A 14041-nucleotide genomic window follows, 5' to 3' on the forward strand; every position below is an offset into this window, starting at 1 on the left:
GGCATGCTCCAGCACGTAGGCGATCCTTGGCCGCGCTGGGCGGCCAAGGATCGACGGGCAACGAAAGATCTTCCTGAAGCTCCAACCCCTACCCACGAAGCGCCAAGAACAAAGACCGAGCCAGCAACCGACAATAAGGCACGGCGGAGTTCGCCGGGGATGATGCCTGTCGGGGCCGGACCATTGAGACCGAGCGAGCGGGCACCGTAGGGAGCCGTGGCGCGGACGCCATGGAGAAGGACACAACGACCCAACGCCCGGCGGACGAGGTCAGCGATGCGGTGTCCGGGCCCTGGGGCCCGGACCGGTCGATTGGTCCGGCCGCGACAGGCATCATCCCCGGCGGACGGCCCAAGCAAACCAACCGGCAAAGCCCCCAAGCAAACCAACCGGCAAAAGCCCCAAGCGAAGCGACCGAAGAACACCCCGATCAAAGCGACCAACAGCCCTCCGAAGCCCCCCGGAAGATCCATCCGCCAACGCTGCCGCCCGGAACACCCACGGCATTGCCACCGCCGGCATCCCGCACCACCGCTACAACAACTTCCCCGGATTCATCAACTGATCCGGATCCAGCGCCCGCTTGATCATCAGCATCAGATCCATCTCGACGGTCGATTTGTACCGCCGCAATTCGTCCCGCCGCAGCTGCCCCACGCCGTGTTCCGCGCTAATGCTGCCCCCCCGCTGGACCACCAGATCATGCACGCAGCGATTCAACCCCGCCGTATACCGCCCGTAATCCTCTTGCGACACATCCAAGGGCAGCAGCACGTTGTAGTGCAGATTCCCATCCCCCACGTGGCCGAAATTCACGATCGGCAGCCCGGGGAACGCCTCCGATACCGCCGCGTCCGCCTCTTCGATGAACGCCGCCAAGCGCGAAATCGGCAGCGCGATATCGTGCTTTACCGCCTTCCCCGCCCGCACCTGCGCCTGCGAGATCCCCTCGCGCAGACGCCACATCGAACGCGCCTGCGACTCGCTGGTGGCGATGGCCGCATCCGCGATCAACCCGTCTTCCAGCGCACCGGCCAGCGACCGTTCCAGGATATCGCCCAGGCCTTCCGCCGCGGCATCCGACAACTCGATCAGCGCATGGTAGGCATGGGCGCTTTCCAAGGGACACACCGCATCGCTCACATGCGCCCGCACCAGATCCACGCAATACGCGGACATCATCTCGAAGGCCGTCAGGCGCTCCCCGCACTGCCCTTGCATGCGCGACAGCAGGGATACGACGGCGTCCGGCGATCCGGCGCCCACCCAGGCGGTCGCCCGCCCCAGCGGCCGCGGATACAGCTTGAGTACCGCGCCAGTGATGATGCCCAGCGTTCCTTCCGAGCCGATGAACAGGCCACGCAGGTCGTAGCCGGTATTGTCCTTGCGCAGGCCGCGCAGGCCGCTCCAGACGCGGCCGTCGGGCAGCACGACTTCCAGGCCCAGCGCCAGGTCGCGGGTATTGCCGTAACGCAGCACCGCCGTCCCGCCCGCATTGGTGGCCAGGTTGCCGCCTATGGTGCAGCTGCCCTCCGCGCCCAGGCTCAGCGGAAAGTAGCGGCCGGCGTCGCGCGCCGCGGCCTGCACCTCGGCCAGCAGCACGCCGGCATCCACGGTGATCGTATTGTTGACGGCATCCACTTCGCGGATCCGCTTCATGCGGTTCAGGCTCAGGATCACCTGCGCGCCGCTATCGTCCGGCGCCGCGCCGCCGCTCATGCCGGTATTGCCGCCTTGCGGCACCACCGGCGTGCCCGTCTGGCGGCACAGGCGCATGACGGCGGAGACTTCCGTCGTATTGCGCGGCCGGACCACCACCGGCGTGCGGCCGCGCCATTTGCGCAGCCAGTCTTCCACATAGGGCGCCTGGGCGGCCTCGTCCAGCACCAGGCCCTCGTCGCCGACCACGTGGGCCAGGCGGCGGATCAGTTCGCCGTCCATGCCTAGCGCGCCGCGGCGTTCAGCAGTATGCGGGCGATGGCCATGCCGGTTGCGGCCTGGGTGGGTTCGACCACCGGCAGGCCCAGTTCGGCCTGCAGCCATTCGCGGTAGGCCGCCATGCCGGCGCAGCCCAGCACGATGACGTCGGCCTGGTGCGCGTCGCGCAATTGGCGGCCCACATCGGCCAGGCGCTCGCGGGTACGGGCGGCGTCGGCCAGTTCCACCACGCCCAGGCCCAGGGGCAGCTCGGCCGCGATGCGGCCGCCGATGCCCATGGCGCCGAACATGCGGCCGTGACGGGGGATGGACTGGCGCAGGATCGCGATGACGCCGACACGCTGGCCCAGGGTCATCGCGGTCAGGATGCCGCATTCGCTGATCCCCAGCACCGGCTTGCTTGTGGCCTCGCGCACCGCGTGCAGGCCGGGATCGCTGAAGCAGGCGATCACGTAGCCGGCCGCCGCGTCGCCGTGCTCGCGGTCCAGTCCCTGCACCATGCGCACCAGCGGCAAGGTGACGTTCTCGACGTCCAGCTGGGTCTGGATGCCGGGGGGCCCTTCGCGCAGCGTCAGGCAGGCGATGCGCGGCCCGCCGGGCACGCGCAGCGGCGCCAGGCCGGCGTCGAAGGCGTCGGTCACCGCCTGGGTAGAATTCGGGTTGATGACGTACAGCGTCCGTTCCATGGCTTTCCTTGCGCAAAGGGCCTATCGGGGCCTATCCCGGGCGAGTCTATCAGCGGGCCGCGGGCGCGCGGCAATGTCATTTTGTCGGCCGCGCTTAACATGTTGTTATGGCGGCCGGCGCACCGCTCCGCCGCCTTCCGGACCACCCTATCGCCATGTTGCTCAATCTCAGGCAGATCGAAGTATTCCGCGCCGTCATGACCACCGGTTCGATCAGTGGCGCGGCCAAGCTGCTGTTCGTCTCCCAGCCCGCCGTCAGCCGGCTGCTGGCGCACACCGAACAGCGCCTGGGCTTCAGCCTGTTCGAGCGCATCAAGGGGCGGCTGTACCCCACGCCGGAGGCCCGGCAGCTGTTCCGCGAAGTGGAAAACGTCTACGCCGGCGTGCGCCGCGTCGGCGAGCTCGCGGGCGAACTGGCCGAGCGCCGCACCGGCATCCTGCACATCGTGTCCAGCCCCAGCATCGGCCACATGCTGATACCGCTGGCCATCTCGGCCTTCCGCGCGGCGCACGAGGACGTGAAGGTCACCTTCCAGGCGCTGTCCTTCCGTCCGCTGACCCAGATGCTGCTGGACAACCGCGCCGAGCTCGGCGTGGTCATCCTGCCCGCCCAGCATCCCAATCTGGTCGCCCAGCCCATCGGCGAGGCCCGGCTGGTCTGCATCTGCCCCTATAACCATCCCCTGGCGCACCGCGCCATGCTGACGATCCAGGACCTGTTGCCCTACCCCCTGATCTCCTATGGGGTGGATACGCCCTTCGGCGCGCTGGTGGAACAGATGTACCAGGAAGCGGGCGAACCCCGGCGGCTGGCGGTGGAGGTCAGCTCCCCCCAGAACGCCTGTTCCCTGGTGCAGGCGGGCGCCGGCATCGCCATCGTCGATGAGTTCTCCGTGCGCAGCCGTACCTCCGGCGAGTTCGTGGTGCGGCCCATCGCCCAGTCCAAGGTGCTGACCGCCAGCCTGCTGCAATCGCGCTTCGAGCCCCTGTCGCAGCTGGCCCAGGCCTTCGTCGATACCCTGCGCCTGACCATGCGCGCCCAGGGATTCGACCTGGCATCCGGGCAAACCCGAAATTAACGGCGTGTTATAGGTCGCCGATAAAAAAGCAAGTGGAGTTCTGCGGGATCGCCTTTAGGATGGTCATCCATGCCCGGCGCGGCCAGCCGGGCAACCGACCGACATGGAGACGAGATGACCGCCCCACCCGACGCCCAAGGCGTTTTCACCATCTGCCCGACGCCGTTCGACGATGCCCTGCAGGTCGACACCGACAGCATCCGCGGCCTGGTGGACTTCCTGCTGCAAACCGGCATCAAGGGCCTGGCGGTACTCGGTTTCCTGGGCGAGCTGCACAAGCTGTCGGCGGCCGAGCGCCGGCTGGTGCTGCGCACCTTCGTCGAACAGGCCGACGGCCGCGCGCCGGTGTGGGTGGGCGTGCGCGGCCTGGGCATCGCCGGCGCCATCGAGCAGGCGCGCGAGGCGCAGGAACTGGGCGCGGCCGCCGTGTTCGCCGCGCCGCTGGACAACGCCAATGACGCCCTGCTGTTCGACTACTACAAGGCCGTCGCGGAAGCCGTCAGCATTCCGGTGGTGATCCACGATTTCCCGGACTCCTTCGGCACCGAGATCCGCCCGGAAGTCGTGGCGCGTCTGGCGCGCGAAGGCGGCGTGCACGCCATCAAGATGGAAGAACCGCCGGTGGGCCAGAAGATCACCCGCATCCGCGAGCTGTGCGGCGATGCCCCCATGAAAATCTTCGGCGGCCTGGGCGGCGTGTACTTCCTGGAGGAATTGCAGCGCGGCGCCGTCGGCACGATGACGGGCTTCGCCTTCCCGGAAATCCTGGTCGCCATCTACGAGCGCCATGCGGCTGGCGACGAGGCCGGCGCGGCGGCGATCTTCGATCGCTACTGCCCGCTGATCCGCTACGAGTTCCAGCCCAGGATCGGCCTGGCGCTGCGCAAGTACATCTACCAGCGGCGCGGCGCCATCCGCAGCAACGCGCTGCGTGCGCCCGGCATGCGCATCGACCCCGTCACCGCCGCCGAACTGGAAGCCACGGTGCGGCGCGTCGGCCTGTCGCTGGACATGCCGGGCGCGCAACGCATCGCCTGAGCCCGTATCACTAGCAAGGAATCATCACCATGGCTGTATCCGGCGAGTTCGACCTGACCCTGCGCAATGGCCGCATCAGTACGGCATCCGAAACGTTCCACGCCGATATCGGCGTGCGCGACGGCATCATCGCCGCCGTCGCGCAGAACCTGCCGCCCGGGCGCGAGGACATCGATGTCCAGGGACGCTGGGTGCTGCCCGGCGGCATCGACAGCCACTGCCACGTCGAGCAATTGTCCGGCATGGGCGTGATGTGCGCCGACGATTTCTACAGCGCGACCGTCTCGGCGGCCTTCGGCGGCACCACCACCATCATCCCCTTCGCCGCGCAACACCGCGGCAATGCCATCCCGGAAGTCGTCGCCGACTACCACCGCCGCGCGGCGGAAAAAGCCGTCATCGATTATGGCTTTCACCTGATCCTGTCGGATCCCACCGAACAGGCGCTCAAGCAGGACCTGCCGGCACTGATCCGCGACGGCATTACCTCGTTCAAGGTCTACATGACCTACGAGCGCCTGAAGCTGGACGACTTCCAGCTGCTGGACGTGCTGGAAGTCGCCAACCGCGAGGGCGCGCTGGTGATGGTCCATGCCGAGAACAACGACATGATCCGCTGGATCGCCCGGCGCCTGGTGGAGCGCGGCATGACCGCGCCCAAGTACCACGCCGTCGCCCACGATCCCATCGCCGAGAGCGAAGCCACCCACCGCGCCGTGGCGCTGGCCCGCCTGATGGATGTGCCGCTGCTGATCGTGCACGTGGCGGGGCTGGAGGCGGTACGCGTGATTCATTCCTCGCAGGCCCTGGGCCTGCCCATCCTGGCCGAAAGCTGCCCGCAGTACCTGTTCCTGACGCAGGAGGACCTGGACCGCGACGGCCTGGAAGGCGCCAAATATTGCTGCAGCCCGCCGCCGCGCGACGCCGCCTCGCAGCAGGCGGTGTGGGCAGGCCTGCTGGACGGCACGCTGCAGATGTATTCCTCCGATCACGCGCCCTACCGCTTCGATGCCAGCGGCAAGCTGCCCAAGGGCGACCAGACCACCTTCAAGGACATGGCCAACGGCGTGCCGGGGCTGGAACTGCGCATGCCGCTGCTGTTCTCCGAAGGCGTGCTGACGGGCCGCATGACGATAGAACGCTTCGTCGCCGTGACGTCCACCAATCATGCGCGCACCTATGGCCTGCATCCGCGCAAGGGCACCATCGCCGTCGGCGCCGATGCCGACATCGCGGTATGGAACCCCGAACGCGAAGTGCGCGTCAGCGCGGGCATGCTGCACGATCAGGTCGGCTACACGCCCTACGAGGGCCGCACGCTGTGCGGCTGGCCGGAGATCGTCACCAGCCGCGGCCGCATCGTCGTGCGCGACGGCAGCCTGCATGCCGAGCGGGGCAGCGGCCGGTTCCTGAAGCGCGGCACCCCGGAACCCGTGCTGCGCCAACGCCTGAACGGCAATCCCAACAGCATCATGCGCAAGGTCTTCGCCCCGGGCGCCTGACGGCGCCAGGGGTTTTCACGCAACGACATGCCTGCACCCAGGCCTGCGAACCGCCCTGCATCGACGCCGCCCTTACCGAGGACCGACCCATGATACGAACCGCCTTCCCATCCCTGGCCGCCTGCCTGGCCGGCGCCTTGTTCGCCGTTGCCTGCGCCGGTCCAGCCTGGAGCGCCCCGCCGCTGGTCACGGGCGTGGATGCCACCTTCGCGCCGCACGCCATGCCCAAGCTGGGAGGCGGGCTTCAGGGTTTCAATATCGACCTGGGAGAGGCCCTGGCCAGGCAGCTGGGCACGACCATCACCATCGAAGGCACGGAATACTCGGCGCTGATACCCGGCCTGAACGCGAAGAAGTACGACTTCGTGCTGGCGCCGACCACGGCCACGCCCGAACGCGCCAAATCGCTGCTGTTCTCCGAAGGCTATCTCAACACCGACTACACCTTCCTGGTCGCAAAGTCCAAGCCGGACATCGCGGGACTGCAGGACCTGAAGGGCAAGACCATCGCCGTCAACAAGGGCTCGGCCTATGAAAACTGGGCCCATGACAATGCAGCCAAGTACGGCTTCAAGTACGACGTCTACGCCACCAACGCCGACGCGGTGCAGGCGGTGCAGTCGGGCCGCGCGGACGCCAACCTGGCCGGCAATACCGTCAGTGCCTGGGCGGCCAAGCAGAACCCGGCGGTAAAGACCAGCTACACCATCCAGACCGGCCTGGTCTGGGCCCTGGCCTTCCGCAAGGACGACCAGGCCGGCCGCGACAAGGTCTCCACCGCGCTGAAATGCCTGAAGCAAAACGGCACGGTCTCCAGGCTGGCGCAGAAGTGGTTCGGGTTCACCCCCGCGCCCGGCTCGGCCGCCGCGACCGTCGGCGAAGGCCAGGGCGTGCCCGGCCTGGAAGGCTACGACGCCACGCCCGTCAAACCGAACTGCTGAAGGGAAGGGCCCACCCCCAAGCGCTCCGCGCTCCCCCCGAGGGAAACACCCACCCCCGAAGCGCTCCGCGCTCCCCCCTCGAGGGGGCGACGCCTGTGGACCGGCGAAGCCGGCTCCACGGCGTCCCCGATCGAGGGGCACTCGATTCTTGCGGTATGTCTGGTTATGGATGACTGATATGGAACGTCCCATCTTGCGGGTTGTGGGTCTGCACAAGTCCTACGGGAAGAACGAGGTCTTGAAGGGCGTGGACCTGGATGTGCGGCGGGGCGAGCTGGTGTTCGTGATCGGGCCGTCGGGCTCCGGCAAGAGCAGCCTGCTGCGCTGCTGCAATCGCCTGGAGACGGTCACGGCGGGGCAGATCGTGGTGGACGGCGACGAGATCACCGCGCATGGGGCCGACCTGAACCGTATCCGGCAGAACATCGGCATGGTGTTCCAGCACTTCAACCTGTACCGGCACATGACGGCGCTGGGCAATGTCACGCTGGCGCTGCGCAAGGTGCAGAAGCTGGGCCGCGCGGAAGCGGACCGGCGCGGGCTGGAGGCGCTGCGCCGCGTGGGCATGGCGGATCGCGGCGATGCCTATCCGGACCAGTTGTCGGGCGGACAGCAGCAGCGCGTGGGCATCGCCCGCGCGCTGGCGCTGCGCCCCAAGATCGTGCTGTTCGACGAACCGACCAGCGCGCTGGACCCCGAACTGGTGGGCGGCGTGCTCAACGTCATGCGCGAACTCAAGGGCGACGGCATGACCATGGTGGTGGTCAGCCACGAAATGGCCTTCGCCCGCGCCGCCGCCGACCGCGTCGTCTTCATGGATGGCGGCGCGATCGTGGAGCAAGGTCCGCCGGAACAGGTCTTCGGCGCGCCCACGCACCCGCGCACGCGCAGCTTCCTGGCCCGCATGGCCGATCCCGGCGCCGGCGGCACGGGCGGCCCGGACGGCGCCGAAGCACGAGCGGCATGAATTCCACGCGGGACACGCCTCGCCAAGGAAAACGCCGCGCACCGGAAACGCCATGGATCTGAAAGCCTTCGCCTTCTCCTTCTTCAATGCCGACGTCGCCTGGCGCTATCTGCCCGACATCCTGGCCGGCATGTGGGTCACCCTGCAACTGGGCGCCGCGGTGGCCGTCAGCGGACTGGCGCTGGGCTTCGTGCTGGCGTTGCTGCGCGCCCTGCACCTGCGCGTGCTGAATGCCGCCATCATTTGCTTCGCCGACATCCTGCGCGCCTTGCCGCCGCTGGTGGTCATCATGGTGCTGTTCTTCGCCTTCCCCTATATCAACCTGTCGATGTCCGCCTTCACGGCGACCTGGCTGTCCCTGACGCTGGTCCTGGCGGCATTCGCCGAAGAGATCTTCTGGGCCGGCATCCTGTCCGTGCCGCGCGGCCAGGCCGAGGCCGCCCGCGCCACCGGCCTCGGATGGCTGCAGACCATGCTCCATGTCGTCATGCCCCAGGCCGTGCGCCTGACCGTGGCGCCGCTGACGAACCGGCTCATCGCCATCACCAAGAGCACGGCGCTGGGCTCGGTGGTCGGCCTGAGCGAGGTCCTGAACAACGCGCAATCGGCCAGCAGCAACGCCGGCAACGCCACGCCGCTGACCCTGGGCGCGATCGCCTGCCTGGCGATCTTCATTCCCGTCGTGCTGTTGGGACGGTGGGTGGAAACGCGCTTCCGTTGGAAGAGCTAGATGCCGGGGCACCGGTCGATGGCTCGCGCGCAAGCCGGGATGGCCGCTGGCACGGGACGCGACCGGCAAGCACGCGGCACGACCCCGCCCACGCATATGAACACGCACACGCACACGCACACGCATAGGCCGTGAACATGGATGAATTGCTGCAGAATTTCTTCAACCTGGACATCTACCGCAGCGTGGCGCCCTACCTGCTGCAGGGCCTGGGCCGCACGCTGATGCTGTCGGCGATCGTGATCCCTGTCGGCCTGGCGTCCGGGCTGGCGATAGGCGTGCTGTCCATCACGCTGAAGCGGCGCTGGGCGCGCTTTCTGCTGGCCGCCTACATCGATTTCTTCCGCGCGCTACCGCCGCTGGTGTTGTTGATCTTCATCTACTTCGGCGCGCCCTTCCTGGGCCTGGACCTGCCAAAGCTGCTCGCCGTGGCCATCGGCTTCATGCTGAATAACTCTTCCTACTACGGCGAGGTCTTCCGCGCCGGGCTGGAAAGCGTGCCGCGCGGCCAGATCGAGGCCGCCCGCTCCACCGGCCTGAGCGCCGCGCAGACGCTCTGGCATATACAAATCCCGCAGGCCACGCGCAACGTCATGCCGGACCTGATCAGCAACACGCTGGAAGTCGTGAAGCTGACCACGCTGGCCAGCGCGGTCGCCTTGCCGGAGCTGCTGCGTGTCGCGCGCGACGCGCAGTCGCTGGTGTACAACCCTTCTCCCATCGTGCTGGCGGCGCTGTTCTACCTGGCGCTGCTGTGGCCGGTGGTGCGGCTGTTGAGCCGTCTGGAACATCGGCATATCGCGCCGCGTTGAACCCACGGCGGCCAGGCGCCGCGACGCACGCACGCGGGCAGCACGCACAGCCCGGCGCCGGCCCGTGCGAGAACAGCCGCAGCCCCGGCGCCGGCAGCTCCGCTTCCAGGACGGTTCCGCTAGCGGACTCCGTCATCACCAGCCGCGACGTGCCTGGCCGGTAGGCGATGTTCGTAACGGTGCCGCCCATGGGGCTGCGGACGAAATGCGTCACGTCGCCATTGGGCGCCACCAGGAAGGCGCCACCCAGGCTGGCATGCGCGACCGCCAGTCGGTTGTCCGCATCCACCGCCAGCCCGTCGGGACCGCTGGTGCCGAAGAAGGTCCGGAAGGCCCCGACCTTGGACAGGGATCCATCCGCCAGCAAGGGCCCGCGCCAGACAGAATTGCCTCGCGTAACGGCGGTGTAGAGGAAGGCCTGGTCGCGGTCCAGGGCGATGCCATTGGGGCTGGGCACATTGTCCAGCAGGCGATCCAGCTTGCCGGACGGCGACAGCCGGTACACGCGCCCCGTGGGATCGTGCAGGCCGGTCTGTCCCTGGTCGGTGAAATAGAGATTGCCCGCGGCATCGAAGGTCAGGTCGTTGGGCCCCTTGAAGCCTTCGGAATTCCGGTGGCCCAGCGGCGTATCGATGGCGCCGGTCTTCGGGTCCAGGCGCAGGATGCCGCGCCGGTAGTCGGCGATCCACAGCCTGCCGTCGGCATGGATGGCGATGCCATTGGGCCAGCCGTCGTACTCGGCGACCAGCTCCCAGTCCAGCGTCGGGCCGATGCGGAAGATCCTTCCGTACGGAATGTCGGTGACATACAGGTTGCCGTCACGGTCGAAGCTCGGCCCTTCCAGGAAGCAATCGACACGATGGCCGGGCTTGTTGGCCGCGGCCCAGGCGTTGTCGCGGGCGTCGCGGAAGCGGTCCGGCAGCCGCGTCAAGGGACGGGCCTCGATCACCTGCGGGGGTGTAAAACTCATGTTCCACATATCGGTTTCCAGCTATATCGGTCTTCCGGCGCGGCGGATCATGCCGCCAGGCGCTTTTCCACATCGCGGTCCAGCTCCAGGCCCCAGCCCGGCCCGTCCGGCAGCTTAAGCCGGCCGCCGGCGATGGCCGGCCGATTGGCCACCAGCGCGTGGTAAAGGGGATCGCGATCCGGCTGCATCACCTCCACGCCCACGCCGTTGGGCACGGACGCCGCCAGCATCGCGCCCACTTGCGGCTCCAGGTGCGAGAGCACGCCCACGCCATGCGCCTGCGCCAGCGCCGCCACCTTGCGCCAGGCGGTGGGGCCGCCGCCCCAGCTGGGATCGTAATTGCAGATGTCGATGGCGCCCGCCGCCATCAGCTCGCGGCATCCGGCCACGCTGATCTCGCTCTGGCCCGCGCAGATCGGGATGGGCACCGTGCGGCGCAGGCGCGCCAGGTCCTGGCGGTCGTTGGACCAGTAGCAGGGTTCCTCCAGCCAGAAGATGTCCAGCGGCTCGACCAGCCGCGCAAAGGCCAGCGCCTGCTCGTAGCTCCAGCCCTGGTTGGGATCCGGCATCAAGCGGAAACCCGGCCCCGCGCCATCGCGCGCGGCACGCACGCGTTCGGCATCGGCCTGCGGCGACAAGGCGCCCACCTTCAGCTTGCAGCCGGCGAAACCCTGTTCGCGCAGCGCGGCCATTTCGCGCGCGACCGCGCCCAGATCGTCCTCGGCGCGGTAATAACCGCCCATGGCATAGGCGGGCACCTCGTCGGCATAGCCGCCCCACATCCGGTGCAGCGGCACGTTCAGCGCCTTGCCCACCGCATCCCACAGTGCCGCGTCGATGCAGGCGATGGCGCGTATCGCCATGCGGCGGTCGCGCAGGATATCGCGCGTGGCGGGCTGCATCGCCTGCCAGCAGGCCTCTACCAGGAAGGCATCGCGGCCGATCAGCAGCGGCGCGAGTTCGTCGCGGATCAGCCGCAGGATTTCCGCCTGGCCGGTGTCCTCGTTATTGCCGAAACACTCCCCCACCACGCCCTGGTCGGTATACACGCGCGTGAGCACCGTGCAGCGATGCGTGATCAGGGCGGTGGCGGCCTTCAGCGGCCGGGGCAGCGGCATCCGCAACGGGATGGCCTCGATACGTTCTATGCGCATGGCGTCTCCTTGTGTCCTTCCAACCATGGCGTGGCGGCATCGCGCCGCGAGGGACGTCCCCGCCACGCCGACGGGCCGCGGCAGCGGCAAGGCCCGCTCGATGGCCCCGTGCCGCGTCACGCACGGTTCAGCCCTGGCGTCCGTCCAGCGCTTCCGGCGGCAGCGGACGCGGCGGATGCCCGTCGTAAAGCGGGATGTACTGTCGCGGGATGGGCCCCTTGTTGCGGCCGCCCTGGCGCGTCTGTTCCCAGGCGTGCGCCAGGATGCCGACCGAACGCGACAGGCAGAACAGGCCGCGCGCCAGCGGCGCGGGAAAGCCCAGCTCGGCATAGATCACCGCCGTCGCCCCGTCGATGTTCATGGGGATGGTCCTGCCCTTGCGCGCGGCCAGTTCGGCCTCGATGGCACGCGCGATGGCGGCGTACCGGCCACCGACCTCGCCCGCCCGCGCGGCCTCGTCGACCAGCGCAAGCAGCCGCGGCGCGCGCGGATCGACCGGATGGAAGCGATGCCCGAAGCCGGATACGAACTTCCCGTGGTTCTCGATATACGTGTCCAGCGCGCCCTGCACGGCCGCGTCGCGCGACACGCCCTGGTCCATGCGCGCCGCCACGTCCTCATACAGTTCTACCGCCTGTTCGCCGGCGCCGCCATGCACGTCGCCCAGCACGTTGACCGCGGAGGCCATGGCGTTGTTCAGGCCGACGCCGCAGGTGGCCGCCATGCGCGCGATGGCGATGCTGGGCGCCTGCGGCCCGTGGTCCACGCCCGCCATCAAGGCCGCATCCAGCAGCCTGCCCTGGCCCGGCGTGGGCAGCTCGCCGCGCAGCATCAGCCAGGCCATCTGCGCGAACCGCACATTGCCGATCAAGTCCTCGATGGCATAGCCGTGGTAGCGGATCACCCCGGGCCGCATGTCGGTGATGCCGGTGTGCCACCACTTGCGGCTTTCCAGTCCTTCGTTCGTGTCGTTATCGCTCATCTCGCACCTGTTCGTCCTTGTGCCCGGTGCGCGTCAGATCGCGCCCTGGTCCTTTAGTTGCCGTATGTCTTCCGGGGTATATCCCAGCTCCGCCAATAGCGTTTCATTGTGCTGGCCCAGTGTCGGCGGCGGGCTGTCCACCGCCGGCGCCGCGCCGTCCAGTTTGAAGCCCGTGCGCACCACGCGCACGTCGCGTCCCACGCCGGGCACATCCGGGAAGGTCGCCACCATGCCGCGTTCGCGGACCTGAGGATGGGCCAGGGCCTGCTCCACCGTGTACACGGGGCCGGAGGGCACGCCCGCCTGCGTCAGCAGCGGCCACCACTCCTGCGCGCCGCGCGCGGCCAGGGCCGACTCCAGTTCGGCCTTCAGGGCATAGCGGTTGCGCAGCCGGGCATGCCGTTCGGCGTAATCGGGATGCGCGGGCAGATCCTCGCGGCCCACGACGCGGCACAGTGCCTCGAACTGCTCTTGCTTGTTCGCGGCAATGTTCAGAAGGCCTTCGCCCGTGCGGAAGGTGCCCGAGGGACTGGCGGTGATGTTCTCGTTGCCCATGGGCCCGGGCTGGCGTCCGGCAACCAGATAGTTGGACACGGCCCAGCCCATCGTCGCCATCGTGGCTTCCAGCATGGACACATCGATGAAGCGCGCCTGCGTGCGGGGCCGCTCCGCCAACGCCGCCGCCACGGCGAATGCCGCCGTCATGCCGCCTATGGTGTCGGCGATGGGATACCCCACACGGTAGGGCGCCGTCTCGGCGTCGCCGGTAATGCTCATCACGCCCGACATGCCCTGGATGATCTGGTCGTAGGCGGGATAGTCGCGCAGCGGTCCCTCCTGCCCGAAACCCGAGATCGCGCAGTAGACCAGGTCGGGACGATGCTCGCGCAGCACCTCGAAGCCCAGGCCCAGCCGCTTCATTACGCCGGGGCGGAAGTTCTCCACCAGCACGTCCGCGCCGCGTACCAGGCGCAGGAAAAGCTCCTTGCCGGCGGCATGCTTCAGGTTCACCGATATTGAGCGCTTGCCCGCGTTCTGCGCCAGGAACGAGACGCCCATATGGGCCTTGTTCAGGTCCGCATCCGCCCCCAGCTGGCGCGCCAGGTCGCCGCTGCCGGGCGTTTCCACCTTGATGACGTCGGCGCCCATATGGGCCAGTTGATGACAGCAGAACGGGCCCGCCAGCACGTTGGTCAGGTCCAGGACGCGTATTCCTGCCAGGGGCTTGGACATGTGGAGTTT

At 68.3% G+C, this 14041-nt stretch carries 12 protein-coding genes and 1 pseudogene; 7 read left to right on the top strand and 6 right to left on the bottom strand.

Translation table 11 applies throughout. From position 1 onward, the window contains the following. Nucleotides 1–534: 534 nt before the first annotated feature. Both BAU06_RS21995 and BAU06_RS22000 read right to left on the bottom strand, forming a co-directional pair. Nucleotides 535–1941 carry an FAD-binding oxidoreductase gene (locus BAU06_RS21995; RefSeq protein ID WP_066355660.1) on the bottom strand — a complete coding sequence of 469 codons (1407 nt, stop codon included), beginning with the start codon at nucleotides 1939–1941 and terminating at the stop codon, nucleotides 535–537. A gap of 2 nt (nucleotides 1942–1943) precedes the next feature. Further along, entirely contained in the window at nucleotides 1944–2624 is a 681-nt protein-coding gene (locus tag BAU06_RS22000; RefSeq protein ID WP_066355661.1) for an aspartate/glutamate racemase family protein, read from the bottom strand. Between the two features lie 155 nt (nucleotides 2625–2779). Between BAU06_RS22000 and BAU06_RS22005 the strand changes: the two genes are divergently transcribed. The 7 genes from BAU06_RS22005 (at nucleotide 2780) to BAU06_RS22035 (ending at nucleotide 9693) form a co-directional block, all read left to right on the top strand. Next, nucleotides 2780–3703 (top strand): LysR substrate-binding domain-containing protein, encoded by a 924-nt coding sequence (locus BAU06_RS22005; protein ID WP_066359529.1) that lies wholly within the window; start codon nucleotides 2780–2782, stop codon nucleotides 3701–3703. Nucleotides 3704–3817: 114 nt separating this feature from the next. Then, nucleotides 3818–4741 carry a dihydrodipicolinate synthase family protein gene (locus BAU06_RS22010; RefSeq protein ID WP_066355663.1) on the top strand — a complete coding sequence of 308 codons (924 nt, stop codon included), beginning with the start codon at nucleotides 3818–3820 and terminating at the stop codon, nucleotides 4739–4741. Nucleotides 4742–4770: 29 nt separating this feature from the next. Beyond that, nucleotides 4771–6243, top strand: a complete 1473-nt coding sequence (hydA, locus tag BAU06_RS22015; RefSeq protein WP_066355665.1) for a dihydropyrimidinase — start codon at nucleotides 4771–4773, stop codon at nucleotides 6241–6243. Nucleotides 6244–6332: 89 nt separating this feature from the next. Then, nucleotides 6333–7184: a transporter substrate-binding domain-containing protein gene (locus tag BAU06_RS22020; protein WP_082993781.1), complete on the top strand. Its 852-nt coding sequence runs from the start codon at nucleotides 6333–6335 to the stop codon at nucleotides 7182–7184. 178 nt (nucleotides 7185–7362) lie between these two features. Continuing rightward, nucleotides 7363–8151 (top strand): amino acid ABC transporter ATP-binding protein, encoded by a 789-nt coding sequence (locus BAU06_RS22025; RefSeq protein WP_066355667.1) that lies wholly within the window; start codon nucleotides 7363–7365, stop codon nucleotides 8149–8151. Between the two features lie 52 nt (nucleotides 8152–8203). Next, nucleotides 8204–8881: an amino acid ABC transporter permease gene (locus BAU06_RS22030; protein ID WP_066355668.1), complete on the top strand. Its 678-nt coding sequence runs from the start codon at nucleotides 8204–8206 to the stop codon at nucleotides 8879–8881. Between the two features lie 137 nt (nucleotides 8882–9018). Next, nucleotides 9019–9693: an amino acid ABC transporter permease gene (locus BAU06_RS22035; protein ID WP_066359537.1), complete on the top strand. Its 675-nt coding sequence runs from the start codon at nucleotides 9019–9021 to the stop codon at nucleotides 9691–9693. Between the two features lie 190 nt (nucleotides 9694–9883). Here BAU06_RS22035 and BAU06_RS26345 read toward each other — a convergent pair. The 4 genes and pseudogenes from BAU06_RS26345 to BAU06_RS22050 form a co-directional block, all read right to left on the bottom strand. Continuing rightward, nucleotides 9884–10672, bottom strand: a pseudogene (locus BAU06_RS26345) (SMP-30/gluconolactonase/LRE family protein); the annotation flags it as partial. A gap of 38 nt (nucleotides 10673–10710) precedes the next feature. Beyond that, nucleotides 10711–11817, bottom strand: a complete 1107-nt coding sequence (locus BAU06_RS22040) for a mandelate racemase/muconate lactonizing enzyme family protein (RefSeq protein WP_066355670.1) — start codon at nucleotides 11815–11817, stop codon at nucleotides 10711–10713. A gap of 127 nt (nucleotides 11818–11944) precedes the next feature. Beyond that, a complete protein-coding gene (locus BAU06_RS22045; RefSeq protein WP_066355671.1) occupies nucleotides 11945–12799 on the bottom strand; it encodes a citryl-CoA lyase in 855 nt (284 codons plus the stop codon). A 33-nt stretch (nucleotides 12800–12832) separates the two neighbouring features. Next, complete coding sequence (locus tag BAU06_RS22050) at nucleotides 12833–14032, bottom strand: CaiB/BaiF CoA transferase family protein (protein WP_066355672.1); 1200 nt, start codon at nucleotides 14030–14032, stop codon at nucleotides 12833–12835. Between the last annotated feature and the right edge of the window lie 9 nt (nucleotides 14033–14041).

It is taken from the genome of Bordetella bronchialis, from assembly GCF_001676705.1.
Taxonomy (GTDB): Bacteria; Pseudomonadota; Gammaproteobacteria; order Burkholderiales; family Burkholderiaceae_B; genus Bordetella_C; species Bordetella_C bronchialis.